Raw genomic sequence first — 26,695 nt, 5'->3', positions numbered from 1 at the left:
AATTGCATAACCTAAATATTCATTAATGCAATATAGACTAGACCAGCATTGAGTAATAACAAGGCAGTTAAGGCAATAAATCAAGGGCAACATTGGAATAGTCAGCGGTAGGTCGGTATAAGCGGAGCGCCATCCGACATATCAAGCATTTAACTCCATAGGCAAATGCGGAAAAAACTTCTTTGGGCCAAGTTGTGCTTTTTAACATGCAAAACACAAACCCACCACTCACTGTTCTTTTGACGTAAACCCCCTTTACAACCTGCGCAAATGCGTTTAAAGCGCTTCTGCATGTTGTTTAATTTTCAAAAACGACTCCAACACTGCCAAAGTAAACGCTTGAAATGCATCTTCGCATTGTGAATTTACGCCGCAGTTTGCAAAGGCGGTAATGCTAACATCTCCTTCTGGAATATAAATATTTTGCGTAAAGTAACCAAACTCAGTGCCGCCGTGATGGTAGAACTTTTTGCTATTGATTTGTTCGACCCATACACCGAGTCCGTATGAGAAGTCAGAACCTTCGTAAAAACGTGGCCCCCATGATTCAACCAAATACTTGTCACCTATCATTTGCTCTCTGACCGCTTCGCTAACAACCTCGTTTGTACGCACGATTGCGCGTAAGAGTTTGGCCATATCATCGACATTAGATGCCAATGGTGCGTCGGACGTTGCGGTGGTGCCGATAATGTCTTTCATATCAACCCACACATTCATCGGCGCCGGAAAGTTAGGCTCTTCATCATTAATAAAAAAGCCCGATGCAAGCGCGGGTTTATGGGCTTCAATCCCTTTTGAGTAACTTGAAGTCATACCAAGTGGGGACAGTATTTTCTGCCGAATGGCGGTTGCGGGATGCGCCTTTAATACTCGTTCTAGAATAACCCCGACCAAGGCGTAACCCGAGTTAGAATAAGCATGCCCTTCACCGGGCTTAAACGTTGCAGGTTGGTTTAATGCAAAACTTAACGGAAACATATCGGTTGTGACTTCACTCGCTCGAGCAAATTGCGCCTTAAAAAAAGCGTAGTTTTCAGCATCGTTGTATTCAAAAATGCCACTGGTGTGGTTAAGCAGTTGCCTTAGCGTCATGTTGTTTGAATACTGAATTTGGTTGAGTAATGCTTTGTCTAAATAAGCTGAGATCGGTTTATCAAGATCAACCACGCCCTCACTCGCCAACATTGTCGTTATTAATGCGGTAAGCTTTTTCCCAGCGCTGCCATTGGGGATCACGATATCAGTTGTCATTGGTTGCTTTTTTGCTAAATCTTTAAAGCCCGCACTGCCTTTAAAGCGACCATGTTTAGACTCAACTAAAAGTACCGCACCAGGGATATGTTCAGATATCAGGTCATCTAACATTGGCTGATAAATTTGTTGATAAAAAGTTTGATGATCCGCATGGTTAGCAGCCAACACAAGGTGAGATGAAAATAAACAGCAAACGAAGAGTGACTTAAAAAAGCGTTTTATATTCACACAATCCATCCATGGCGAAAGAGCTAATATCAAGCCTATGAGTTAGTCATTTTAGGCCAAAAGTGTGCTCAGCAGTGTACCTAAATCCATGATTAATGCCTAGTTTGCAAGGTGACTGAAAAACGCGTATTCGCTTTATATCCATTTGAATTCATGAGCGATTAGTATTTATGACGATTCAAATCATGGTATTGCCATACCACGTTGATTATCTGCCACTGCCCAGCATCATTTTTGATAAGCTGCATATAATCAAGCCACTCGTCGGCTGTGAGCTTAACCATCGCAATACGACCATCGAGGGCCAAAATTTCCACTTTTTTGGTTGGCTTTGCAGGGAATTTATCACCGCTTTTATTATAACTTTCTGCCACCTCAAGCATGATTCCTTTGGATGTTTCCATCACAAATTCATGACCTTGCTTATCATGCCAAAAAGTTCGCTTGGCTAGTTTAGGGTGCAATGCGCCATCCATCATTGCTCTGTTCACTTGATGTTGCGACTCAATGTAATCGAGTGCCGCGCGAGTTATGTTAGCCCGATCATCGTTATCATTACCGAACGCAGCCGTACTCAAAAGTACTGTGCTACACAAAAGTGCTTTTAACATGTGCAAATCAAAATCCTATTCAATTGAGAGATAGTTACCATTTAGGCACTAGACCTGTCTATCAGGTATTTTCTTTCACTGTTTTCGCGTTTTGCTCTCACACAAGAATACATATTGTTCCTATTTTAGTGTAAAATTCGCACCAATTACATTATGGATGACAAAAATGAACTCAAAAAAAACACTCTTATCTCTTGCGCTAATGGCTACTTTATCTGCATGTGGCGGCGGTAATGGCAGTAGCTCTAGTCAGGGGAATGGTGGCGGTAGTATAAATTCAATCCCTAAATTTAAAACAGTGACCAATTTTGTAAATGCATGTGGAGAATCATCTGCCATAGTTGCAGACGTCATATTTCATGACGCAAACGGTAAAGTTGTCAGCACAGCAAAGACCAATAGTGACGGTACAATTGATGTTGCCCTGCCACAAGGTACACAACATATCTCTGTCATTACTTCTGGCAAACATGAGACGGACACAACATTAACCAAATTAAACACCTATTTGGATGTAGCGAGTGGCCTTGAGCTCAATGAGATTGCATTTGTTGACTACGAGAGCTCATGTCCGTGTAAATACCCCGTGCAAATTGACATTTCAGCGCTTACTAATACGACCAATGGTTACGTATTAGAGGGCGTAAATTACTTCCCTATTGAGCTCGATAATGCCTACCATACGTTAGAGATGTGTAGCCAAGATCCAGACGCATACCTGACTCTGAAAAACCCAAATTCGGGTGATGTCAGAGCATCTAAGTTCGATGTTTCATCAGGCACACTTTTTTTATCTGAATCAGATTTCACACATCAAGGCGTTAAGGTTGATTATTCTCATATTGACCCTCGTGTGTACCACTTGAGAATGAGAGGGGCAGCAAATAACCAAGCTGTTTTAGATCAAAGAGTTGATAACGACAATACTGAGCTATACATATTCCCATCACTGGTAAGCACACATAGAGCAGCAATTAGCACCTATGAAGACACCCCAATTGGTGAAGGCGTGCTTTCTGTATATTCAGTGGCATATAAAAACATCGATGAGAACGGCCATTTCGGTCAAATGCAACTTTTGCCAAGTTTTGACATAGGTTATGAATTTTCAAATAGCTTTTTGAGTGCATTCAACTCGCAAAACACTAACGCAATGTCTTTTAATTACACCAATGCAGTACCAGATGCAGATCTGGTGCGTTATAGCATTGAATATTATGACTATACGTATGGCAAAGTAGAGTGGAAGATAAACTCTGAAGCCAAAGGTACAATCCCTGACTTTGAGTTTGGTAACGTTTTAAACAATAACGCTATGGACGAAACATCTATCCGCCTTGGATTTGGTATATATGACTACAACGTAACAGGGAATTATATCGACTTATTAAACAAATTTAGTGGTGCCTCTTACGAAAAGAATATGGCCGACGGATTATTTGATGGCGGCGCCTACTTACAAGTTGATGTAAATGATTTCTAACGCCCTTTAGATATCAAAAAGCCGGATAGCGCACTATCCGGCTTTGTTATTAACTAACGCCCTTTATGTTGTTTCCTTTCTTTGAGGGCTTGTTTCACGAATCGACCAAACTGTTTGTCTTTATCTCGTTGCTCTTTTAAGCTGGCGTTGTTATGCGCTTGTTCTCTTAACAACTTTTGATAGTTAACAAGGCGGCGAGCGTCTAGTTGCCCATCTTCCACCGCTTGATGAACAGCACAACCGGGTTCAGCTTGATGATGGCAGTCTTTAAATCGACAGTGCTGTGCAAGCATTTCAATGTCTGCGAACGTGGTTTGTAAGCTTTGCTCACTCCCTGCCAATTGCAGTTCACGCATACCTGGGGTATCCATCACCGCTCCATTTTGCGCGCTGATATACAAACAGCGTGCGGTTGTGGTGTGCTTACCTTTGTCATCGTCTTCACGTATGACATTGGTTTGACTGACTTCTTCTCCTAGCAAGCGATTGATAAGCGTTGACTTGCCCACGCCTGAAGAGCCCATAAACGACACTGTTTTGCCACAGCCACACCAAGGCGCAAGTAGCTGAGCTGCTTGCGTCTGTAAGCCATTTAACGCAACGACCATCAGTAATGGGTCTAGCGCTTGTACTTGCGCTACTTTGCTTTCTACATCATCGCAAAGATCACGCTTGCTCAGTACCACCACGGGTTCAACATCCGCATCGTGGGCAAGCGTCAAATATCGCTCCAAACGGTTTAAGTTAAAATCTTGATTTAAAGACATCACAATAAACAGCGTATCGACATTGGCCGCAATCATTTGTTGTTTAAGTACAGATCCCGCGCTTTTTCTCGCAAATAAAGACTTTCTCTCCAATAGCCTTATAAACTGAAAGTCTTTACTAAGTAAGACCCAATCCCCGACGACCATATTCGGTAAATTTTGCGTAATGTGCAGCACAATGCTGTGTGTTTCTAGCTGCACACTATACTCACTGCGATGATGCGCCATAACTCGACCACACACAGTATGTTCATATTCTTCTAAAGACAGTTGTTGTTGAAAAAATGGTTGCCAACCTAATTGGCGTAATGAATAACTTTGATTCATTGAAATATCCCTTCGTCTGTGTGACACGCACACAATGGAGGATCAATAGGGATAATGGGACACATTAACCCCGTGTTTAGACAACACCGGGCAGAATTGACAAATTAAGGTTGAGAAGTTTATTTAAACCTAGCGTTGACTCACTGCCGGGTGGGTTGGTAATACAATCATCAAATTCTCCTACTTTCTATTATTTCGTTATCGGCTAAATACTACACATTTGCTGGCAGACTACAAGCCTCTCTTGAAATAAAAACTGTATTTACAATGTTTTATAGCCCATATCGTCTGGCTTCATTTGAATCTAACCAGCGCATTTTTGGCAGCGCCATCGTGCAACAACTTTTAACCGTTGAATAGCGCTGCATTTATGCCAACATATTCAGGCTCTTCGAGTAATACGATACCCTCAATACCTTGTGTTTTCAGTTTTCAGCGTTTCCAGTGCCGATTGCAGTAAATCAAGGTATTGGTCATTTCGTTCCTCAGCTATTTTTACCGCTTTTTGCATGTATGAAATCGCACTGGACGTATCGCCTTTTAATGCCAGTGCATCGGCTTTTGATTTATACGCCCATTGCGATTGAGGAAACATCTTATAATGCACATCGCTTGCGATTAACGCTTTATCTATGTCCTTTAATTCATTAATAATATGTTGTGTTGGTTGGCCTATTTCCCACTCTTTCCCCTGCACGTTTGTACCGTATTGATTATTTAGCTGCTGGTAATGCGAGATAAACACCTGCGGATTTTTAACGACATCGTCGAATGCGAGTAACCAGCCAGAAAATTGTGCACGAAATGCGCTTATTTGTGACATCAAAGGTGTGGTCATATGGTCTTCATTGGGAAACTCTTGATAAATGGCGCTTGGATAAAGCACTGAAAGTTTGTCTTTATAATGTGCATAAGCGGTTCTTTGTTTGCCCTGCTCATTGGCAATACTGACATACACAAAAGGCACTTTGGTATTTGGCTTTGCATCCATTTGGCTAATTAACGCTTCGTTATCCCACCACATGGATGGACTAAACATGTAATACGCACCAAATAAATTTGGCTCTGACTGTAATACATAGGCGGCCAATAAGCCCCCTAATGAATGTCCCGCTATCATGTTGAAACCAGACACTCTAAAGTTTTGGTCTATTTGTGGCATAAGTTCAGATTTTAAAAATTGCACATAACGCTCAGCTTTGCCTGATTCTCGCCCAGTATGTTTTACCGATGTTGGCGTGAAAAACTTATATCGATTCACATTGGATATTGCCACAACAATGATTTCTGGCATGGCATCGGTTGAAGTCAGAAAGGCGGCATTAGCAGCAGTATGGCTTGCATGCTGAGGGCCATCTAAAACATAAATCACAGGATACTTTTTTTGAGTCACGTCATTGTAAGAACTTGGTTTATAAACTTTAACTTCTATCGACTCGCCAAGTGCTTTTGACTGAATGTTTAAAACTGACTCTAATGCATTGGAAGCAAAAGACATGCTAATTAAAAAAATAATGATAAAATTTTTCACAAAACCCTCTTATAATGCTTAGCGGTTTGCCGCTTTATTTTTGTTTTTAAAAGAATAGCTTGCATTATGTTTTGTCATAATTCCACCAATAATTGAAATAGACAAAAAACCTCTAACCTTTCACCACAATCAACGGTAGTGTTTAGAAATCTGTGTCATTTCAGTATCATTAAGAAAACAGGAATGACACATGACCAAAGACTTCGATTTAGAACAAGCCATTAAAGCCCTTCAGTCAGGGCAAGATCTGACAGGCAAAGATGGCTTCTTAACCCCTCTTATCAAACAGATCACCGAAGCTGCCTTAAAAGCAGAGCTGGAACAGCACCTTGTAGATGACGAGCAGCCTAACCGTAAAAATGGTTCTAGTAAGAAAACCGTTAAGTCTTCAGTGGGCACTTTCGAACTGGATACCCCGCGTGACCGTGCAGGCTCATTTGAGCCAAAGCTAGTTAAGAAAAACCAGACTAAGTTAACTGATGAGATCGACCGCAAGATCTTATCCATGTTTTCGCTTGGCATGAGCTATCGTGATATCCGCGGCCATGTTGAAGATATGTATGGTATTGACGTTTCTGAGGCTACCATCACAGGCGTTACCGACTGTTTGATACCCGAATTGAAAGAATGGCAGCAACGACCATTAGATGCGCTCTATCCGTTCGTCTGGCTTGATGCTATCCACTACAAAATTAAGGAAGATGGCCGCTATGTCAGCAAAGCGGTGTACACTATCTTAGGCTTAAACGTCGAAGGCAAGAAGGAGCTGCTTGGTCTGTATCTATCCGAGTCAGAAGGCGCGAACTACTGGCTATCTGTACTAACGGATCTGCATAACCGTGGCGTTGAAGATATCCTGATAGCCTGCGTGGATGGCCTGACAGGCTTCCCTGAAGCTATTGCAACTATTTACCCAAATACAGAAGTTCAGCAATGCGTTATTCATCAGATCCGCAACTCTATGAAGTACGTCGCTTCCAAACATCAAAAGGAGTTCATGGCTGATCTAAAACCAGTTTACCGCGCTGTGAGCAAAGAAGCAGCAGAGATGGAACTTGAGCGTTTAGAGTCCAAATGGGGTCAACATTACCCGATAGTGCTCCGTTCTTGGCGAAACAAGTGGGCAAACCTGTCCGTTTATTTTAAGTATCCAGAGTACGTTCGCAAGGCCATCTATACCACGAACGCTATTGAGGCTGTACATCGCCAGTTCCGTAAACTGACCAAGACGAAAGGTGGCTTCCCAAACGAAAACAGCTTGCTTAAGCTACTGTATGCTGGGATATTGAATGCTTCTAAGAAATGGACAATGCCAATTCAAAACTGGAATATGACATTGTCTCAACTGGCGATTCATTTTGATGGGCGCTTGGATGATGTCTTAGATATCTAGCCAAAATTAGCTGACACAGAATTCTGAACGCCCTCCAATCAACATTCACAGTTGTTTTATTGAAGCCACCAAGACTTGTTTGCGAGCAGTCAGTATATTTCACATGCTACTTTCTATTCTTTCGTTTTAGCTCTTCTAAACGCTCTCGCTCCTCGAGTATCGTTTTTATCATTAAAACCCGTGTTTCCGCTTCTTTTTGTTGTAACTCTGCAAGCTGCTTTTCAAGCACCTCTATCTCATCAATTTTTGAATTATCGCGATATTTTTTGCTGCCTAGGTGTTCAACGGTGACGCCGTCTTCAGCAGGCTGTTGCTCAGGTTGTGGCTCAATTTTCAAAAAACGTTGCTCGCGAGACTGCATTAACTTGTTGATGAGCGCCTGAAGCTTTTGAATTTGCGCTTGAATGAGATCCATTGCCTTTTCTAGGTTTTCATATTGCTCTTTAAATACGGCATTGTCTTCTTTGTATTTTGCGGCTTCTTCATCCAGTTCTTTGGAAAGCACAAACTGCGGCTGCTGTTCTTGCGCTTGGTCATTCTCTATCTGTGAATGGCTCGCTTGTTGGCTCAGCCTTTGTGATTGCTGCGCTTTTGATGATGTTTGCACATTTATGGAAAGTTTATCGTTGTGTATTTGAATATCCATGCTCGGTCCTTGGAATAGATTAATTCATTGAATTTATCGACCTGCGGGTAAAAAACTTAAGCGTGAGAATGCCTATTCAAGCACAACGTAATTGCGCATCAAGCGACACGTTAAACAGTAAATTGTTATTAGAAGCATTGATTTTGAAACGAAAGGCGCAGGAGGATTGTTTCCCTGCGCCTTGGCACTACCTAGTTCATAAAATTACAGTTCTAGATTTTGCCATTTTAAAAGTAGTTTTAAGGTTGAACCGCCTATGCTCCCAGCCTCCGAAAGACCGTAATGGCGCATGGCCGCATCTTGGTACGGCAGTGATATACTCATAAGATAGTCTTTGACGCTGTCCTGACAAAGCGTTCTTTCATCCCCGTCATACTCTGAACATTGCATATACAAGCCATCAATTTGCGGTACAAAGTAAGCGTCAAAGTGATCAGATAAGTCGCCTAGATATGACTCTATCAAAGGTTTTGAAGCGTGTTCCACCGCCGCTAAAGTGCTGGCTTGATCCCAACAACGCTGCCACACCTGAGGATAATCAGCTTCTTTATTTTCAAGCAAAGTAATAAACGCATCATAGCTACCGTTAATCTCTAGCATTACGTGCGTATCGTCATAACTGGTGCAATTTTGCGGGTTATTAATCGTCTCAAACGTGGTGACTTTTAACTTTGAATTGTAACTCGTGCGCGCTGGCTCATACGCTGCGGCTAATCTTTTCCAGAACGGCAAAAGCGTGCCTAAACGCACTGGATAAAAGTCATAATCAATTGCCACCCCTTTCTTATCCAGCCAGTGAACCACATTCAATGCTTCTTGATAATGGCCAGACTCATATAAATAGTTGGCTTCATCTAGCTTCGCTTGTAGTTGAGGGTCGATATCGCTAGCGTGTGCTACACCACTTAGCGCACAAGCGATGATAAAAGCGCTCGAGGTTAATTGTTTTTTCATTTTGCTCTACTCCTTAGTAAAAAATGAATGGGTAGTTCCCTACCGCAATTTAGGTTGCTTACATGAGGTATTAAGATTCCTTCCACGTTGCAAGCACATAAACCAAGCAAAACGTGCACCAAGATTCTGATTTATTTTGATTTTCTTTTTCAATAACTATTACGACAAGAAGCGAGGGGGTCTGCAACGCATAGACTTAACCCGAGTGATTAAAGACATTCAATTAGGTAGTTTGCAACTCACCTAACCCGTTTTAAATTGGGGGGTAAAATGGTAAGCCTCATGCTTACTGCGCTGGGCCAAAAAACAAGCGCAGTACACATGTTATACGCTTTTAGGAGTCACTTTGCTCAAATTAGCGCGATGATGACTCTGAATGAGCACTTTCAGAGTCATCCTTAAGCTTGAAACACTGACCATTTAATGTGGTTGAAAATCACGATGGCCAGAGCGGTTGAGCACAAATGAAAATTCTCTTCATCAACCCAATCAACAAAAAACTCATCCCAAACATTGGGTAATTGATGATCAAGGAGTTGACCGTTTGTACATCCAAAAAGTGCATTTTTCCTATTTCGTTACCATTTTGTCCGATATGAAAAGCGAGCGTTTTACCCTGAGGCGACAGGCTGAAATTATGTATTGCCGCGTTATCATCACTCTTTAATTTGAAATTGAGTAGATTTATTAATTCGCGATCACGTCCTCCCTCATTAACATACAACTTAGCAACTTCATCATGCTCTTTTTTGGTTAGGTGAAACACTTTACCACCGTGGCGGATCAGCGTTTTTATTGTATCTCCAACAAAGCTTTGCGATAACAGCTCCTGATATAACGCATCATATCCCGCAAGACTCGTAAGTGCTGCGTCTGTTTTCTCAGCTGCTTTTGACATCCAACGGTAAGGATCTGAGATGTGTTTACCAAAAACCATTTCTGTCACTGCAACTTGTTTTACTGGTGGTGGAGAAGTAAACGGGGATTTGGTCGATGTGCCTGTGCTGTTTGAGCACGCGTTCAGAAAAATAAATGCAGCAGCGCCCAGCAAAAAGTGCTTCATTCATCACTCCTAGGGTATTATTTTTGCTCCTTTTTAAGGTACAGAATGGTACCCAAATAAAAACCAGAAAGCACCTTATATATTTTGAGGAAAGTAAAAGCATAACTATTTGATTCATTTGTTTTTGTGGAGAATATCGGCTGGGTGATTTTATGTGTACTAGCTTTGCTTAATTAGACAATGAAAAAAGTTCCAAAAGGATGGAAGGTGTGTGATGGAACAAACAGCACTCCAAATTTAGAGGGAAGGTTTCTAATGGGGGTTCGTCATCTTAACAAAACACAGCAAAAAGGTGGCAAAAACAATATTCAGGGGCAAGAGGCACATAGTCATGGTGGAGCAGCTACATCTGTAAATTCAAACAGAATCGCGTACTCTCATGGGGATGATAATAATGGTGTGTGGTTTAATCATAGTCATGGAATAAAAGGTGAAGGTAATCACAATCATGGCGGTGAAAATAGACCGCCGTATTTCACAGTGATCTTCATTATCAAAACAAGCTAACAATCACATGCACACAAGCGCCGCATGCTCCTCGCTCTGTTTTTTGCAGCCGCTGATGTTTGACGTTAAGAACTAGTACAACATACTTATGTTTCGGGAAGCATTAACGTGGTAAATCGGATAGCGGCGCTGCGCGCCTTATTCCGACCTACGTCAAAGGGTAGGTTGGTTAAGCCGTAGGCGCCACCCAACAATATGTCAGAGTCACGCCTTGATGGTCTATTTATAGCAATTAGCTGAAGTAATCCACTAAATTTATTTATGTTTCCGGCTGTGATGAACCAATAACGGAACTTGAATGTAACATTCATCGACAACATGGGCGCTACGTATCACTTAATCAGTGTGTCTAACAATGCTTCTTACCTTGCTGCCCTCAATCGCATTTTGATTTACATGATCAATTAGTTGTGGAAAGAACTCTAAAAACAGCATTTCCAATTCGTTGTAGTGGCACTGAATATCCTCAATTGCGCCAGAGAAATTATTAGTAAAGCGGATACGCTTTGCAATATTGTCAAGTGCTACGCCTATACCAGTTATGGTTTCATACTCTTTAAACCAATCTTTTTGGGTCATATTACTGATAACTTGTTGCATTCTACAAGGCATATCAGGAATACGCTTATTCAAAAGATGATAACTGTTTTGCTTAAAGTCAGCTAATGGTTGGTGATTAAACTGCGCCCAATGCTGAATTAGAAAGTGATCAAATACCACATCAATGGCAATACTTGCGAATCGTTTACGTTGAGGAGAAAAATACCGCTTAGCGTCTTTAATTGCTGTATGGTTATCTGTAAATTTATCGACTAGATAATGATTATCCAATGCCTTTCTCACTGTGATTGGCAAATTTTTTATCTGTCGTGTTCCGCCAAAATCGCCAAGCAGATTTCCAAAATGAGAATCGGCATTGGGCTGTGCTAAGTACAGATGTGCTAAATAATTCAAAGTGGCTACCGTTAAATTTGATGGGATTCTGACCAAACCCTAAGTTCATCTAAAATACTCTACACGGTAAGTCAGATTGTTTCTAAGTAAACTCATCATTTTTGTCGGATGACGGCGCTGCGCGACCTATTCCAGCCTACGTCAAAGGGGGGTTGGTTAAGCTGAAGGCGTCACCAGCAGTGATGAACAAAGAGCTGATTACCGATCAGGCCATTGATGGTTTAGTGGACAAAGGAGAAATTCAAAAAGACGATAACAGGGTTTTGTGGCCTAAGGGCCTGTCTAGTGTTAAATTACGGAATTGGGATGCCACAGACGCCTCAATGAAAAAGCTGGAAAATGTCTGTGATGCTGAGCTTACCAATGCACTTTTGTTGACAGTACGAGACGCTCATGCAATCAACATGAGTGACTCTGCTTCTGCTGCACTTGGTTTACTTGGATTTCAACGTTCAACCGCTCAGGCAGTTGAAAGGATGAATCGCCTGGCACTAGAGCAATGCCGAAAAGGAGTACTAACCAGTGAAAACGACAGGTTAAAAATTGCCGCAGGAAATTGAGTGAAGCGAAACAGAGGCTTACTTTTACCTAGTACATCAACCTCAACCAATTTTTGGCGGTCTTAGGATTTTGTCTTTTGCCGTACCCTACATCACCCGTATAGTTATTCATGACCAGAAGAACTGTCAGACTAGCGACTATTCAGCAGCTTATCTGACAGTTCAAGCTAAAAAGATTTTTAAATAATCGTTTTACGCGTTCTTAAACGGTTGAAGTTAATGTAAACCCCCTTTCCACCACTGCAAGGCAGCGGCACTTCAAAGCCTGAGTACTTCTCTTTTATTCTGATCAGTTCCTCATAACTATCTTGGAAATAAGTTTTAGTGGGAATGGATGCATCTTTAAAGCTGATAAAAGCACCATAGGCACCTTCAATAGAGGTATCACGGCTGACTTCAATCCAATCAAGCGCTCTATTCACAAAGCGGTATACTGGGTTCTCTTGGCCCAACATTTTGCTGTCACCTTGCCCGTCGTACTTCAACTCGGTATTCCACCAAGTCTGATATTGGATGGTGTACTGCGCTTTAGAATACGGGAATGCAACCCGACGTAAGGCACCAACACTAGAGTCATTGGCGTAAAATTGACCGGCAATAGCACCTAATGTCACATAGCTAAATAAACCTAGCGGCGCGTTTTCATCAAACAACAAAGACGAGGTTAACGAGCGCAACAACTGCCTTTTACCTTGCTCAGTTAGACCACTTTCTCGTACAACTTTTGAAGTAATTTTATGCGGTGCTGGCGCGTCGAAATCCGGCGTAAATGGCGTACCATTAGCATTTGCAACCAAGCCTTGTTTAACACCGGCAACCGGTAAATTAGCCAACGTATTTCGTGACCAGTCAGACATCAATGCCGCACTGTAGTTGTCTTTGGTATCTTTACCCGTTACCAATATTTTTGATGTTGGAAAGTACTTTTTACCAAAGCTGAGCAGTTCACATTCTGTGCCCTGCCAGTAGCCATACATAGTGCTTGGGTGTTCTAAGTCCTTTTCACAGACTACTGATTTATCCGCAATGGCGTTAATTTTAAGATTCGTGCCAACCAATTGTTCCGTACTTGGGTCATTAATGGCATTTTCCCATTGCGTCAACAACTCCCATGTTTTCAGATCTGTGGAGTCACCTGTATGGTTATTCCAGTGAATTTCAAAGCGATGGATTTCTTCGGGTAGCTCAAACGCTTTCACTCTAAATTCAGTAACAATGCCATAGCTTAATGCACCACCACCACGCAGTGCCCAAAGTATTTCACTGTGCTCAGTTTCCGACACATTCACTTTTGAACCATCCTGCAAAATCACGGTTGCGCCAACAAGCGATTCGCAACACATGCCGTGTACTCTCGTCCATGGTCCCCAGCCCCCACCTTGAATGTACCCAGCTAAACCAACCGTGGCACAGGTACCATGTGGGATGGTCAAAGGCGGAATACTCTTGTCATCGGGTTTGGCAAGTTTAGGAACAAGCTGGTAAAAACGATAACCAGAGCCGATATGCGCAATATAGCCATCCGTGCCTTTTTTAATCGAAAAGTCTTTCAACCCACTTAAGTCGAGCAAGACCACATCGGTTCCCGTACACTCGCCTTCATGATCATGACCACCCGAGCGCACCCGAATTGGTAAATTATGTTCAATTGCTTCTTTGTACGCATTCATAACATCATCGGTATGTTTACACATCACAATGACCGACGGTGAAAACTGTAAGCGCGTGTTAAAAATTAACGCGTTAATTTGATAGTTGTTAAAGCGCTCCATACTTGTATCGCCGCTTGGCAGCAAAGTCAGTAGTTGGTCGGCTTCAAAGCTGTGCTTTTTTTCAAGCGCCGTGATGTAGTTTTGCGTTGTTTGCCAGTAATGTGCAATGCGCTTTTGCGCTTCTTCCAACTGGCACTCTGGAATGGGTTTGTTACATTGTTCAGTCATAATCATATCCTTGTTCACATGTTCTTTTGGCATTTGCAGTCGCTCACCTTAGTACCCGTGATCGCTTGCGCTAAATCCTGTATAGCAGGGGCAAGATCTTTTTCAGCTATTTTTACTTCTACTAAGTAAGGTGATTTTGAGTTTTGCGTTATCACAGAAAAAACGTAGTCCAAGTCACTGACTTTTTCTACATTCAAGTAATTGACGCCATACGCATTTGCCAATGGCTTATAGTTCCAATGATGAAGTTTATCGAAGGGTGCAAAATCAGCCGCAGGGGTGAACGCACAAATATCAACAAACGATTGCTCGATGGCGTACACCGCATTGTTCATCACAAACACCACGGTATTAAGACCATAGTGACGAATGGACGAGAGAGTTTGACACATCATCATAAAACCCCCGTCACCAGCAACCACCACGCTACGCTTATCATCAGCAAGTCCAGTGCCCAATGAGCAACCTGTTTCGTGACCCAAAGACCCCCAAGCCGCATCACTCACAAAGCGGTTTTCTGCTAAGCCAATTAAACGCGCAGCCATGTACAACGACGAACTTTCGCCCAAGACCAAGTTATAATCACGAACCGTTTCGCTGTTTTGTAATTGTTTTTGATAAACACAGAAAAAGTTGTCATAGGTTATTTTTGCGTTGCTATCGACATTCTCGGTTAAATACAGATTACGAATAGTCGGAAGCTGGCAGTTTAGTTGTAGCGGATGACAATCAAGGTAATGGTTCAATTCATCAACAAACTGTGCCAGATTAATGCCGCTAAGTTGCTCACTCTCACCCACTCGAGCGACACTCATATTCACTCTAACTAAGTCATTACCTTGTGTTTTTAGCATGGTGAGATAGTCGTCGGTGAAAATAGCACCCAGCGCTAAAATACAATCGCTTTCACTCACAAAATTAAACGTATCCTGCCAAGATGCCTCGCCCGCGTAGGTACCTACAAATAGCTCTTTTCCAACACCTTGAGTTTCACTAATGACCGATTTTGCCAGCGTCGTCGTGGTGTAAGGTATATTAAGTTTGCTCAAAAGCGTAACAATCTTTTCCTGCAGACCGAGTCTAGCTAGCTCAATACCCAGTAAAACAACTGGGCTTGTTGCATTTATGAGTCGGCTGATGACTTGATCTAACAATGACGCCATCATTGCTGCATTAGCGGGCAAAAGTGGAATTACTAAATCACCTTCAGGCTCAGGACACTCAGCCCCCCATACGTTTTGCCATGCTTCTAAGTAGATGGGCCTTTTTTCGCTCATCGCCAATTGCAGTGCATTATCAATAATCGCGGGGGCTGATCGCGGATCTGCCAGTATCTCACTAGCAACTGTCACGTTTTCAAAGATCTTTTTATCGGCACTGTAATCCCCAGTAGAGTGATGAAACAAGACGCCTGTTTCTTCAATGTCCACACGGTTTGCAGCCGAAGGGCTCGCAGAGATAACAACGACGGGATTACGCTCTACATAGGCGCCCGCAATGGCGTTTAACACACTAAATGTGCCCACGCCATATTGCACAGACACAGCTCCAATGCCTTTGTATCTGGCATATCCTTCCGCCGCATACCCAGCGCCAAGCTCAGTCACATCACCAATGGCGTCTATACCATCAAAGTTGTCCAAGGTGGTCATAAACTCTTGAACATAATCTCCCGGTACTTGAAATACTTTATCAAGCCCAAACTGCTTTAAGCGACGCAGCAAATGATATGCAACCGTGTAATTATTTGTACTCATGATTGATCCCCTGATAAGCAAATTCCGTGACCTCATCGAGCGTTTTTGAGTTAGCATTGGGTTGTTCATTTTGAACTGTGCTTGGGCTACATCCGTTAGTACAATCCACGGGGAGGTAGTTGTGGTGAGTTTTTAACCACTCATCATATTGTGCCTTGTCTTTGGTTAACCATTTTGGAGTAGGCAGATCAAAAAACTGCGCCAATGTCGATTCCGCAGTATTAAGCGCCCCTTCAACCCAGCCTTGCTCATACGAATACGCCTCACCAACAATATAAATTTGCTCGCTCTCTACTGGGTGACGCATCTTGCACATGATTTCATCCAAACGATAGTTGGCTTTCCATTCGTGCCAGCCGCCGCCGTACGGGTCGTCGCCCCATTCCTGGTAAATCGCGGAGTAAGGCATAGGCAATGCTTTTTGATTATGTAAAGCCTGAATTTGACGGTGTGCCGCTTCAACCATACCTGTTGTGATCTGATATTGGTTTTTAGGCACAATTTCGTTACTGCCAAAACCTTCACAGCCGTAAGCGGGTACAAAACCCGGGTAATGCTCGCCCTTTTCCAGCCCTTTCCAGTAGGGGATGGTACCAATATCGTTGTATGACGCCATTAACAAAGAATTGGTATTTGGCTGGCCGTACATAATTGGCGACTCACATTTATCCTCGTCTTTTTTATCTTCTTTAGACTCAGCGCATTCGTATTGGTCACATTCGGTGCCCATATAGTAAGTCTGGCGAATAGGTAAATCGGTTACTGAGCGACCTGCCACCAGTCCCAGGCTGCGCCACCAGGGTTGCTCGTATGCCATAAACATTTTGATCGCTTTTTGGATCAAGACCGATGGGATATTTTCTTTCAACCAAGGGTCGTCAAAAAACGTTGACTCAATCAATTCTAGTGAGTGCCGTGGCATTGCAAGAATGATCTGTTTTGCTTTTACACGTTGAGTTGGTTCATCTGCATCGACCACTTGGCCACTGGCTGTTTCCATCATGGGTTGGAAAATTAACTCGTAACGGTGTGTACAACCTTCATGGATTTCTATTTTAACAAGGCGCTTTAGCATATTAACGCTGCCGTTGGCCGCTTCAAACTCTTCACATAATTTAAGCGGTAACGCTTGAAAACCATCCTTTAGCGTTTTAAACACCGTAGCATCGCTATATTCAGTCGCTGGTAATTGAGTGACAGCACTGGCATTGGCCACGTTAGCATCGTAACCACCTGCTTCTTTCATAAACAGGTAGGCTTCGTTACTCAGCACATGCTCTAATAGATTCCAAAAGCCAAATTTCCAAATTTCTTTGCCAAACACTTTGACCTTCATTTGCTCAGACAAAGACATATCAGCAAACCCCGGGCAAATTAAGTTCATGACCTTAACTTGCAAGTCTTCCGGGCCATAGCCACGCTCAGTTTCTTCTAGGTTGTAGGGAATTTTGTCTGGACACTCGGCAAAATCACGATATCTAAAATACTGGCCACGCAGATAAAATAAATTGTTCTCGCTTCCAGCCTCAACAGAGCTTGCTTTGTCAGAAGGGTATAAAGGTAACTTAGAGCCCATTGGAAAATCTTTAAGCTTAAGCCCAAGTTCACCAACTAGGGTGCTCACCATAATGTGTTCATCGGGGATAAATCGCATACCGCCAAGCTCTGCAACAACGTTTGGTAAGCCCGGTAATTTTCGGCTGTATAACCGGCCCCCAATACGGTTGCTATACTCAAATAGCGATATTTTTTGTGTACTTGCATATTCTTTTTGTAAACGCCAGGCACTATATACACCCGATACACCACCACCGACAATGGCAATATCTAATTCATTATTCATTTTGCATGCTCCTTTAAGCTATTGCTCTAAAAAGCATATTTCAGGGCCAGAGTTTTATCTATTACACCAAGTTACAAAGGATTACGGCACATTACATGAATATGGTGAGCACGACGAGCAAGACCATTCTAAGCAAAAAAGCACAGCCAAACTCGATACAAATAACTTCTAGAGATAACCCAATCGGCACTGCTATAAGGGTCGAAAAAAGAAAAAGTGGCTTATTTCAGCAGATGTAAAAAAATGAAGAAATGCACGCCATGATAGCGTGTTTATTTATAGATACTGCAGGCACTTTAATGTTCAAAGAAAATACTCTCCATCAACAGTTTAAAGAAAGTTAAGATTCAAATTTTTGCTGTTTTCTGCTATTATTTGCTTTGTGGAACACATCATACAAAATAGATGATTAACCCACAAAAAATAACACCGAGAAACCATTGAATTAAACAGTAACCAATATGAATAAATTTGCGATACGTTCTCAATTTGATCTAATGTTTGAACAATTATCACTCTTTTGTGAGGAACTGGCTCAAGCCGATATAAAAAAAGCCATTTACTTTGAGCTTCCAAAAATTGAAAAAGAGCAAGAACAAAAAGCACCAACCCATATTCCTGTAATAAAGCATACTGGCGATGATGCTTTGGCAAAAATTATCTCTGGATATAAAGATTTGTTTGTTGATGAAAAAGTCAGCGGTAAAGTGATGCAGCGACATCCTGGGTTACTGTGCGTAAACGATAAAGATGAGGCACTTCAAGCACGCCTTAAAACGGTGAATGACGCAAAGTTAAAATTCAAAGAGCTTATTTTAGAGATACCCAATAATGATGCACGCTTTGAAGCCGTTCACAGTGCAATTCCCTCTTTGCTTACGCTTGCAAGCTATCGAAAAATTCACAGTGAAACGGCCATTCCCTATTCGGTTCGATTTACTTGGATGACCAAGCATGCTACCCGCACTTTATCCAAAGAAGCGGCCATGGATATGTTGGAACGTTCATCAAATTATTCAAACCCTCGGATGATCGATCAGCAGTCATGGCATAACTTAGTTGAACAAGAAAAGTTACGCATCAGTAGTCTAAAGGCAAACAGTAAATTAAGGATCCGCAGACCAACTCGCGTTTCACCAGAGGTGAATGTGCGATTTACAGCACAAAAACGCTACCACGTCAGTGCGGCACTACCATTTATTTTGTTTAATCCAAACCCTGAAACCAAACTGGGTGTGCTCACAGATTATGAAAAAAATGAAAACCACCCAAGAAAACGTGAATACAACTTTTTAGTAGATCGAATTTATTTAGAGCAGGTGAATTAAAAAAGGGCTCCAACTAGGAGCCCTTCTTGTAATTAAGTTCTTAACTTATTTTTTTACGATTTCTTCCAACGTATCTTCGTCAATCACTTCTGCATTTTCAACAATACGTTTTCCACCTTGGATCTCGATACGTTTGTGATGTTTATTCAATGCGAGAATTTCTTCACAGAACTGTGCTGATGGATGCATTTCATATACATAATCAACAATTAAACCGCTTTTATCATCTTTTACATTGGTAATGCTGTATTCAGAAATAGCGCCTTTTTCAATTAAGTCTTTCATTGTTGTGGTCATATCACGACGCAACGCTTTTAATTTATTCTCTGAAATTTCATCAGTAGAATAAATCGAGCCATATTTTTCCATTATAGAAAGTAAGCGGAAATGATATGTTTTACCCGGAGCCGCATAACGCCACAAATGATAAAGGCGTAGCATCATCCAACGTGACAAACCACGTTTAAGCTCTTGTGCACTATTAAAGTAATAGCCTTTATATTCTAAGTTATCGATCATGTTATGAACAAAAGCATTTAAACAAGCGACACACTTAATATTGCCGCCTTGCCCTTTTTTGCCACTAAAATGTAGTGATGATAAAAAGTTCATATTTGACTCGTAAAACGAGTCATCAATATCCGAGTTTTTTGTGTCAGTTGCAGAGTACCTAAACGAAAGTTTCGAACCTTGTAATGCTTCTAATGATTCTTTAATTTGCGGATAAGGCATTGATTGACCAACAGCTTTAAGCTCTTGCGCCAATTCATTCATAGAAAAAATAACCGCGTACTGAATACCCGATTTAAAATTAATTTTAACGATCTTGCCTTTGGAAGCTAAGCGAATAAGCGCGCGCTCAACTTTTTCTTCTCTATCAGACGGCCAAACTAGGTACTCTAGATCCTCGCCGTCTTTTTTGGTACTGACGACCGCTGGAGTAATTTTAATTTCACCTTCGTAAAGGATCCCATCTACCTTTTCCGAAATGCGGCGGGTCACGATGGTTTTTTTAGGAGCTTCCTCAAGTGGTAATTTTTTATGTCCAGAACGAACAAAGCGACCCCAAAGATCGTAATGATTGAAGGTATTCGAATAAGCGCGTAAGCCATGGGCTGCGTTTTCTAAAGATATCCGAACATCTTTATTATCAGTGAATAACGCTAAGCTTTCATTGTCGATAGCACTTTCCACACCATGGATCTGACCGCGCAACGAATCTGGCAAGTTATCTACTGAGATGTTCACCTTTCGGCTCATTGTTCTACTTCCAAAATTATATGACAGCTTATAACAACATATTCATCAGCAAAAGTTAACGACTTAAGTTAGTAAAAATATGATCTGGGCGTAAAATTTTCATAGGGATCGCAATTTTACTAACTCATAGACTCCACAGATCGATATTTTACTAACTTTGCTAAGATCAGATGCAGAAACATGATCGTTAAAGGCGAATTTACAGCCCTAACAGGCTGATTTTAAAGCTGCCTGTGCATAACTTCATCACATCTTGGTATAGATCCGATCTGTACTAAGGAAAGATCTGATCTTTAACTACTGGAACAAGATCATCCCCTACTTTTTGTTAGTAACTCTTTGAATTTTCTTAGTATAAACTTGATCCAAGACCGCTAATAAGTGCATAACTCTGTTGATAAGTTGTGCGAAATCAATTTCCGATTTTCACGCTTGGTAAATTGTTGATCCGCCACTAGGTAAAGATCAGATCTTCACGTAGTAAATAGCTGATCTAACATTTTAAATCTTTTATATTTATTATCAAATACTTAAGAGCACTTTTTGGTGCTTTAACCTTATATACCTATATCTTAACCATATCTAAGCTTTCTTAATTATACTTAGAATTGTAAGCAAGCTAATAAAATTTATTGATGTCTATATATTTTGTTGTTTACTACTAATTTAATGGACATTATAATGATAGGCATCAAGTAAAGGATATCGCGCATGTCAATTAATAATAAAGCACTTTCAACCTATAGCTTGTTAAAAGCCACTGCAGAAGTTGCAGAACAGTCGCTAGAAGGTCGCATTCAACATTACAGAGCTCATTTAAAAACCGATGAGAAAGAGCTTAGAACCTACACTCAAAAAGCAGCCGCAGACTTATTAGGTTGTAATAATAGGACCTTGAAACGACGTCATGATCAAGGTGACTTTGATCACTTAAATATTCAAAAAGGCGCAAATGGTCATTATGCGTATACCTTAGCGAATATTTTTGCGATGGCAGAGATCATGGGTGTGGATGCGGATCAACGAAAAACAGGTGATAAGCTACAGGTCATTGTTATCAATTCGCTTAAAGGCGGTTGTGGTAAAACAACCTCTCTGGTCAATATAGCTGCCGCTTTGGCAACGACCAACATAAAACGGTATCGTATTGGCATCATTGATTTAGACCCACAAGGTTCATCATCAAGCTTTTTTCCATCCAATGATCCAGAACCGATCACAGTTGGTGACTTAATGCGTGATTGTATTGAGCTTGAACCCGATGAAACTTGGCGTAGCGTTGTGTCGAATGCATTTCAGACAACGCACATTCCTAATATTAGAGTGCTACCTTCAGGCATGGATGACTTTTATTTTGAACATGAGACAGCCACGGAGTTGAAAGAAAGTTCTGGCTATGCTCAAACAAGGCATTATCACAAACTATGCGAGAAAGTGATTGAGCCAGTTGAAGATGAATTTGATATTATTCTGATTGATACAGCCCCTTCTCTTAACTTTATGTTTTACAACGCACTAATGGCTTCTACAGCAATGTTGATCCCAGTTCATCCTGAAGCTGTAGACTTTGATGCAAATAATAAGTATCTGAAAAGATTGGGTGAAATTTATCACACGGTTGCTGCCTTAGGCCATGAAGGCTGGGACTTTATGCAATTTCTTGTGACGAATTATGTGAAAGGTAACCATTCACAGCGTGATATTGTTAAAGACGTTCGAAGTGCATTTGGTCGACAGGTAATGAGTTACCCGATTAATCATAGCTCGGCAATTACGGCCAGCTCTTCATCGTTTAATACAATATTTGACCAAAAAACGTCAGACAGTTTGGCCAGCAGAGAATCTCTCATCAAGGCACAGGAAAATATAAAAGACGTAGTTGATGAACTCGAAATGTTGATCCGATCAAATTGGCTGTCAACACAATCATCGCTCACGCAATAACAAAATAGGCTTACTCATGGCAAAAAAACGTAAAAATGATACCAGACTTGATCCATTTGCAACGGCGATAGAGGGGAGTAGTCTCGACGATCTGCTTGATCAAGCAAAAGTGGGTGATGTGATCACCATGCCCGCGCCAAGTGATCCTAATCGTACAATCACCTTGACCTGTCAGGTAATAAAACACAAAGATATTGAGCTAAAAAGCAAAGTATATGGCCAAAACCGCCGTGAGCAATCTTTGCTTAATGAGCGCTCTGTTGCTGACATTTTACCTGCAATTAAAAGCGATAAGCGTAACTTACACCCTGCATTGTGCTGGCAAAAAGATAATATGCAATGGGTGTTATCTGGCTCAAGAAGACGCAAGGCGTGCCTACTTGCGGGCGCTGATTATGTGGTGTTGACATCCAGTGATTTTAATGAGGAAGATGCAAAGCTACTCGCTATTTCATCGGATCAATATATTGCGCCAAGCCTGTGGGAGTTGGGTCAGGCTTATCATGGCACCAAGCTCAAATTACAAGAGCAAGGTAAAAAAGGGTCATTTAGAGAAATTGCGGCGTTAGAAGGCGTTTCACATACGGCTATTGCTGATGCGATAAAAGCGTACGAACATATTCCTAAGCATGTTTTAAACCTATACCCTACGGCAAATCATGTGGGTCGAGAAGCGGCTAAGAAGATCATCGAAGCAATTAGTTTGGATCTCAACTTGTTTGAACAAATGATTGCAGAGCTACCAAATCAGTCATTTATGTCAGAAGAAATGAGTGACGAAAAACGTGCTTTGATGATCACTAAATATTTAACCACATTTGAAGAAAAAGCACAGCGTAATGAATCTTTACTTGAAAGCGATTTCATCAAGGTACAGCGCAGTTTAAAAAGCGGTGATATCACCATCAAAATCGATAACCGTGTTTTAACAGACAAACGTTTAGAACAGCTACAAAAGCTCTTATCAAGTTATAATTGATTGATAATCAACCAAGTTACGCATTGCCCGTAACTTGGTTTGTTTCCTTGTGTGCTCCAACCAGTGAAATACTCGCGTTTATTGCCCCATTACCCCTTTTTCTTGTAACGCCAATCCCATATACTGGGCGGATGAGTAAATTTTAGTATCGTGCTGATGTCTACGCAGTTGTCTAAAGAACAGTTGTTTGCTTTGTTTGAAGAGATAAAACAAGAACAAGCGAATCAATTTCCCTTATCAGAGCGCTTTTTAAAGCAGTATTTCAATGCGCAAATGCTGAGCAAAGCAAAAGAATATTTAAAAGATTCGCAGATCAGTTTCCTAGAACACACGGATGACTTTTCAAAAATTGAATCACAAGTTATTGGTAACTTTGGTAATACTTTCTCCCAGCATATTGATATTCAGCAAACTGCCAATGGTGTACGCGTTGACGCTCAGTGTACCTGCTCATCAAACGCCAAGTGTCGACATATTGCCGCGGTCTTACTCAAACTTAAAATAGAGCACTCAGGCGGGTTTGGCGAAGCTTACCTTGTTAACGATTGGTTTAATGAGCTGGAATCGTTACAACTGACTAAACCACAAGATTTTGATAATGTTTTGTTGTTTTCTCTTGAGCAGCAAGGGAAAGAGCTGCAACTCATGCCGAAAATCAGCGCCTTTAAGCCCGATGGTAACTACCCGCTCGGTCGGCCTCTGACCGAACAACAGTTGGTGAGCCAATTACCTCCTCCTGGCGTTGCTGAAGACGATTTTAGATTGTTTAGCTGGGTGAGATCACAAAATGCGCCAGGTCATTATGAATTGAGTGGCAGCTGGGGACATGCGGCCTTGCAACAGTTGCTACATACAAATCGCCTATATTATAAAACTGAACGAAAACCCCTATCAGCTGCCCATCAGCAAAACCTCACTTTTGTATGGCAGCAAGATAGTAAGCAAGCGCAATTGAAAGCCTTGTTGTCTAATACGCCACAATGGCTTCTGTTGAGAACCGATCCACCCTATTATCTTGATACTGAACGTTTGGTAGTTGGTCGGATCAGCTCACAGCTCAGTGCTGATGAAATTGCGCATTTACTGACGATGCCAGCGGTGACTACCGAGCAACTTGAACAGGTTACGGAACGTTTTTCAGAGCTATACCCAACGGATGTGATAGAGCCGCCAACGGGGATCGCACAAAAAGACATCAAAACCAAATTAAAAAGCCGCTTAAGCGTTGTACAAAACGAGAGCAATAAACGTTTTGTTTTAACGCTTGATAACACAAAAGGGCTGGCAACTTCTGCGATAAATAAAGCCAAAAATAGAAGTGAGTTATTACTCACTGGTTTAGGGTTGAATAGCAATGAAGGCACTTACGCGTTACCGGTAGAAAATGAGCAAGGTTATCATTGGTTTAACCGTGAGTTGAAAGAGCAGCTAATAAACAAAGGCTGGGCGGTTGAAGAACTCAGTGAGCAAGGTGCTGTTTTAGAGCCAAAAGTAACCTTGTCGCTTAGGCGAGATAAACACCATCACATCATTGGCAGAGTGCAATTTGATGACAACACTGTCTTGCTTGATTGGGACAATAAACCTGAACTTGAGATCAATGAATTTGCTGACAAATATCGCTACGTTAAAATTGCTGAACAGTCGTATGCAATTCCCACGCAAACTTATGAGCAGTTACTGACCTTAAAGCAAAGGTTTAGTTATTATCTTTCCAATAGCCAATTTAAGTTTCCGTTCTTTTTTGCCAAAGAGTTATTCAACTTAGAGCATGTCGCGGTGAGTTGCGATGATCCTCGATTACTTGAATACCTTGATGAGCTTAATAACCCGAAAGTAAGCTCAAATACGGCTTTGGGCACTACCAATCAAACGTTTACGCTGAGAGATTATCAAGAGCAAGGTGTTGATTGGTTAAAGTTTTTAAATCGACACCAGCTAGGTGGCATTCTGGCGGACGATATGGGCTTGGGCAAAACGCTACAGGTGATTGCATATTTTATCACGCAGCATAATACCCTAGTGAGCAAACCAAGTTTGATAGTGTGCCCGACTAGCTTAGTCAGCAACTGGCAAAACGAATTTGCACGTTTTGCGCCGCATTTAACGCTTACAACAATTCATGGTAGCAATCGAGAAGAGCTGCTAGAGGGCATTCATAAGTCAAAGTTCATTCTCACCACCTACCCGCTTCTAAAACGTGATTTAGCGCATTACAAAGGCCTAGAATTTGATTCTATCGTGCTGGATGAAGCACAATACATCAAAAATGAATCGGCACAGATCTCAAAATGTGTAAAGCAGCTCAATGCGCAGTTCAAACTGTGTTTGAGTGGCACTCCTGTTGAAAACAACTTGTTGGAACTTAAATCGTTGCTAGATTTTGTCATGCCAGATATTTTGGGTACAAGGCAGCAATTTAAACAGTACTTTCAATATCCCATTGAGAAAGAGCAGGACAAGGCGCGTGCTCGAGAGTTACATGCGGTAATAGCCCCGTTTATTTTGCGCCGAACCAAAGCGCAGGTTGTCAAAGAGTTGCCAGCTAAAACAGAGCTTATCAAAGAACTTGAATTCACGTCAGAACAGAGCCAACTGTACGCCAGCGTGCAGCAACAAGTTGAAAATGATCTTGTGCACTTGTTCAAAGAGCAAGGTGTGCAGCGCAGTAAACTAATGTTCTTAGACGCCTTATTGAAGCTCAGACAGATCTGCTGTCACCCACGACTTGTGGATAAGCAGACCGAAGCGCTCAGCGCTAAGTTTGATTGGTTACGCCAGCATTTACCGATCATGTTGGATCAAGGTCGTAAGATCATTATATTTAGCCAGTTCACCAGTGTACTGGATCTTATCGCCCAACAATGTCATGAACTGGACTTGGCGTTTACGCAACTCACCGGACAAACGCGGCAGCGTGATAAAGTGATTGAGCAATTTACCAGCGGTGAATGCAATATCTTTTTGATTAGCTTAAAAGCGGGTGGAACTGGGCTTAATTTAACGCAAGCGGATACGGTGATCCATTTTGACCCTTGGTGGAACCCTGCGGTTGAAAACCAAGCCACCGATCGTGCCTATCGTATTGGTCAAGACAAACCGGTGTTTGTTTATAAGCTGATAATGGCCAACTCAATCGAGCAAAAAGTATTTACCATGCAGCGTCAAAAGCAAGCCTTAGTCGACGCATTGTTCGAAGATAAAGCGATGAATTTAAGTAAGTTTGATGAAGAACAAATGCTCGCTTTACTACGTTAACAGCCTTTTTTTAAAATAAATGTATTTATTTTTGAACTAACTTAAAAATACATGGGTCTATGATTATGCTTGTTGGTAGCGATAAGCATTTGTTGATTCCCCCTT

General features: G+C 41.6%; 20 protein-coding genes. 8 read left to right on the top strand and 12 right to left on the bottom strand.

Going from position 1 to position 26,695, the window contains the following annotated elements:
- Window positions 1–276 precede the first annotated feature (276 nt).
- The gene (locus tag AC5FX4_RS23025) at window positions 277–1,485 is read right to left on the bottom strand and encodes a serine hydrolase domain-containing protein (RefSeq protein ID WP_493608750.1); all 1,209 of its coding nucleotides are present in this window, start codon (window positions 1,483–1,485) and stop codon (window positions 277–279) included.
- Window positions 1,486–1,646: 161 nt separating this feature from the next.
- Complete coding sequence (locus AC5FX4_RS23020; RefSeq protein WP_493608749.1) at window positions 1,647–2,096, bottom strand: nuclear transport factor 2 family protein; 450 nt, start codon at window positions 2,094–2,096, stop codon at window positions 1,647–1,649.
- Between the two features lie 166 nt (window positions 2,097–2,262).
- Between AC5FX4_RS23020 and AC5FX4_RS23015 the strand changes: the two genes are divergently transcribed.
- Window positions 2,263–3,579 carry a hypothetical protein gene (locus tag AC5FX4_RS23015; protein WP_493608748.1) on the top strand — a complete coding sequence of 439 codons (1,317 nt, stop codon included), beginning with the start codon at window positions 2,263–2,265 and terminating at the stop codon, window positions 3,577–3,579.
- 53 nt (window positions 3,580–3,632) lie between these two features.
- On the opposite strand, the gene rsgA is transcribed toward AC5FX4_RS23015, so the two are convergent.
- Both rsgA and AC5FX4_RS23005 read right to left on the bottom strand, forming a co-directional pair.
- Entirely contained in the window at window positions 3,633–4,673 is a 1,041-nt protein-coding gene (gene rsgA / locus AC5FX4_RS23010; RefSeq protein ID WP_493608747.1) for a ribosome small subunit-dependent GTPase A, read from the bottom strand.
- 409 nt (window positions 4,674–5,082) lie between these two features.
- Window positions 5,083–6,204, bottom strand: a complete 1,122-nt coding sequence (locus AC5FX4_RS23005) for an alpha/beta hydrolase (protein WP_493608746.1) — start codon at window positions 6,202–6,204, stop codon at window positions 5,083–5,085.
- A 190-nt stretch (window positions 6,205–6,394) separates the two neighbouring features.
- Between AC5FX4_RS23005 and AC5FX4_RS23000 the strand changes: the two genes are divergently transcribed.
- Window positions 6,395–7,597, top strand: a complete 1,203-nt coding sequence (locus tag AC5FX4_RS23000; RefSeq protein WP_493605020.1) for an IS256 family transposase — start codon at window positions 6,395–6,397, stop codon at window positions 7,595–7,597.
- 106 nt (window positions 7,598–7,703) lie between these two features.
- On the opposite strand, the gene AC5FX4_RS22995 is transcribed toward AC5FX4_RS23000, so the two are convergent.
- The 3 genes from AC5FX4_RS22995 to AC5FX4_RS22985 all read right to left on the bottom strand — a co-directional run bounded on the left by AC5FX4_RS22995 (window position 7,704) and on the right by AC5FX4_RS22985 (window position 10,260).
- A complete protein-coding gene (locus tag AC5FX4_RS22995) occupies window positions 7,704–8,243 on the bottom strand; it encodes a hypothetical protein (protein WP_493608745.1) in 540 nt (179 codons plus the stop codon).
- 204 nt (window positions 8,244–8,447) lie between these two features.
- Window positions 8,448–9,197 carry a hypothetical protein gene (locus AC5FX4_RS22990; protein WP_493608744.1) on the bottom strand — a complete coding sequence of 250 codons (750 nt, stop codon included), beginning with the start codon at window positions 9,195–9,197 and terminating at the stop codon, window positions 8,448–8,450.
- A 436-nt stretch (window positions 9,198–9,633) separates the two neighbouring features.
- Window positions 9,634–10,260 (bottom strand): hypothetical protein, encoded by a 627-nt coding sequence (locus AC5FX4_RS22985; protein ID WP_493608743.1) that lies wholly within the window; start codon window positions 10,258–10,260, stop codon window positions 9,634–9,636.
- A 180-nt stretch (window positions 10,261–10,440) separates the two neighbouring features.
- Here AC5FX4_RS22985 and AC5FX4_RS22980 point away from each other — a divergent pair, with 180 nt between their 5' ends.
- Complete coding sequence (locus tag AC5FX4_RS22980; RefSeq protein ID WP_493608742.1) at window positions 10,441–10,767, top strand: hypothetical protein; 327 nt, start codon at window positions 10,441–10,443, stop codon at window positions 10,765–10,767.
- A gap of 336 nt (window positions 10,768–11,103) precedes the next feature.
- Here the strand turns inward: AC5FX4_RS22980 and AC5FX4_RS22975 are convergent, their stop codons facing one another.
- Complete coding sequence (locus tag AC5FX4_RS22975) at window positions 11,104–11,721, bottom strand: acyl carrier protein phosphodiesterase (RefSeq protein ID WP_493608741.1); 618 nt, start codon at window positions 11,719–11,721, stop codon at window positions 11,104–11,106.
- A 182-nt stretch (window positions 11,722–11,903) separates the two neighbouring features.
- Between AC5FX4_RS22975 and AC5FX4_RS22970 the strand changes: the two genes are divergently transcribed.
- Window positions 11,904–12,281 carry a hypothetical protein gene (locus AC5FX4_RS22970; RefSeq protein WP_493608740.1) on the top strand — a complete coding sequence of 126 codons (378 nt, stop codon included), beginning with the start codon at window positions 11,904–11,906 and terminating at the stop codon, window positions 12,279–12,281.
- 179 nt (window positions 12,282–12,460) lie between these two features.
- Here the strand turns inward: AC5FX4_RS22970 and AC5FX4_RS22965 are convergent, their stop codons facing one another.
- From AC5FX4_RS22965 to AC5FX4_RS22955, 3 genes are read right to left on the bottom strand one after another with little or no spacing between them, the layout of a single operon-like run.
- Window positions 12,461–14,221, bottom strand: coding sequence for an FAD-binding oxidoreductase (locus AC5FX4_RS22965; RefSeq protein ID WP_493608739.1), 1,761 nt, complete (start codon window positions 14,219–14,221; stop codon window positions 12,461–12,463).
- Window positions 14,222–14,235: 14 nt separating this feature from the next.
- Entirely contained in the window at window positions 14,236–15,978 is a 1,743-nt protein-coding gene (locus AC5FX4_RS22960; protein ID WP_493608738.1) for a thiamine pyrophosphate-binding protein, read from the bottom strand.
- Entirely contained in the window at window positions 15,965–17,821 is a 1,857-nt protein-coding gene (locus AC5FX4_RS22955; RefSeq protein WP_493608737.1) for a flavin monoamine oxidase family protein, read from the bottom strand. The genes AC5FX4_RS22960 and AC5FX4_RS22955 overlap by 14 nt, the downstream gene beginning before the upstream one ends.
- 461 nt (window positions 17,822–18,282) lie before the next feature.
- On the opposite strand from AC5FX4_RS22955, the gene AC5FX4_RS22950 reads away from it, so the two are divergent.
- Window positions 18,283–19,149 (top strand): DNA replication terminus site-binding protein, encoded by an 867-nt coding sequence (locus AC5FX4_RS22950; protein WP_493608736.1) that lies wholly within the window; start codon window positions 18,283–18,285, stop codon window positions 19,147–19,149.
- Window positions 19,150–19,194: 45 nt separating this feature from the next.
- Here the strand turns inward: AC5FX4_RS22950 and AC5FX4_RS22945 are convergent, their stop codons facing one another.
- Window positions 19,195–20,409 (bottom strand): replication protein A, encoded by a 1,215-nt coding sequence (locus AC5FX4_RS22945; protein ID WP_493608735.1) that lies wholly within the window; start codon window positions 20,407–20,409, stop codon window positions 19,195–19,197.
- Window positions 20,410–21,120: 711 nt separating this feature from the next.
- Between AC5FX4_RS22945 and AC5FX4_RS22940 the strand changes: the two genes are divergently transcribed.
- From AC5FX4_RS22940 to AC5FX4_RS22930, 3 genes are all read left to right on the top strand, one after another.
- A complete protein-coding gene (locus AC5FX4_RS22940) occupies window positions 21,121–22,353 on the top strand; it encodes an AAA family ATPase (protein WP_493608734.1) in 1,233 nt (410 codons plus the stop codon).
- A 16-nt stretch (window positions 22,354–22,369) separates the two neighbouring features.
- The gene (locus AC5FX4_RS22935) at window positions 22,370–23,332 is read left to right on the top strand and encodes a transcriptional regulator (RefSeq protein ID WP_493608733.1); all 963 of its coding nucleotides are present in this window, start codon (window positions 22,370–22,372) and stop codon (window positions 23,330–23,332) included.
- A 156-nt stretch (window positions 23,333–23,488) separates the two neighbouring features.
- Entirely contained in the window at window positions 23,489–26,590 is a 3,102-nt protein-coding gene (locus AC5FX4_RS22930; protein ID WP_493608732.1) for a DEAD/DEAH box helicase, read from the top strand.
- Window positions 26,591–26,695: the final 105 nt, after the last annotated feature.

The sequence above is a fragment of the Pseudoalteromonas sp. ATL1 genome, assembly GCF_058933015.1.
This window is presented reverse-complemented; position numbering and strand designations above follow the sequence as displayed.

Bases quoted from the DNA above. Each gene is read 5' to 3' on its own strand.
- rsgA (WP_493608747.1), bottom strand. From the start codon at position 4,673: ATGAATCAAAGTTATTCATTACGCCAATTAGGTTGGCAACCATTTTTT.
- AC5FX4_RS22985 (WP_493608743.1), bottom strand. From the start codon at position 10,260: ATGAAGCACTTTTTGCTGGGCGCTGCTGCATTTATTTTTCTGAACGCG.
- AC5FX4_RS22930 (WP_493608732.1), top strand. From the start codon at position 23,489: ATGTCTACGCAGTTGTCTAAAGAACAGTTGTTTGCTTTGTTTGAAGAG.
- AC5FX4_RS22965 (WP_493608739.1), bottom strand. From the start codon at position 14,221: ATGACTGAACAATGTAACAAACCCATTCCAGAGTGCCAGTTGGAAGAA.
- AC5FX4_RS22950 (WP_493608736.1), top strand. From the start codon at position 18,283: ATGAATAAATTTGCGATACGTTCTCAATTTGATCTAATGTTTGAACAA.
- AC5FX4_RS22940 (WP_493608734.1), top strand. From the start codon at position 21,121: ATGTCAATTAATAATAAAGCACTTTCAACCTATAGCTTGTTAAAAGCC.
- AC5FX4_RS23015 (WP_493608748.1), top strand. From the start codon at position 2,263: ATGAACTCAAAAAAAACACTCTTATCTCTTGCGCTAATGGCTACTTTA.
- AC5FX4_RS22960 (WP_493608738.1), bottom strand. From the start codon at position 15,978: ATGAGTACAAATAATTACACGGTTGCATATCATTTGCTGCGTCGCTTA.
- AC5FX4_RS22995 (WP_493608745.1), bottom strand. From the start codon at position 8,243: ATGGATATTCAAATACACAACGATAAACTTTCCATAAATGTGCAAACA.
- AC5FX4_RS22955 (WP_493608737.1), bottom strand. From the start codon at position 17,821: ATGAATAATGAATTAGATATTGCCATTGTCGGTGGTGGTGTATCGGGT.
- AC5FX4_RS23000 (WP_493605020.1), top strand. From the start codon at position 6,395: ATGACCAAAGACTTCGATTTAGAACAAGCCATTAAAGCCCTTCAGTCA.
- AC5FX4_RS22990 (WP_493608744.1), bottom strand. From the start codon at position 9,197: ATGAAAAAACAATTAACCTCGAGCGCTTTTATCATCGCTTGTGCGCTA.
- AC5FX4_RS22945 (WP_493608735.1), bottom strand. From the start codon at position 20,409: ATGAGCCGAAAGGTGAACATCTCAGTAGATAACTTGCCAGATTCGTTG.
- AC5FX4_RS22970 (WP_493608740.1), top strand. From the start codon at position 11,904: ATGAACAAAGAGCTGATTACCGATCAGGCCATTGATGGTTTAGTGGAC.
- AC5FX4_RS22980 (WP_493608742.1), top strand. From the start codon at position 10,441: ATGAAAAAAGTTCCAAAAGGATGGAAGGTGTGTGATGGAACAAACAGC.
- AC5FX4_RS22935 (WP_493608733.1), top strand. From the start codon at position 22,370: ATGGCAAAAAAACGTAAAAATGATACCAGACTTGATCCATTTGCAACG.
- AC5FX4_RS23020 (WP_493608749.1), bottom strand. From the start codon at position 2,096: ATGTTAAAAGCACTTTTGTGTAGCACAGTACTTTTGAGTACGGCTGCG.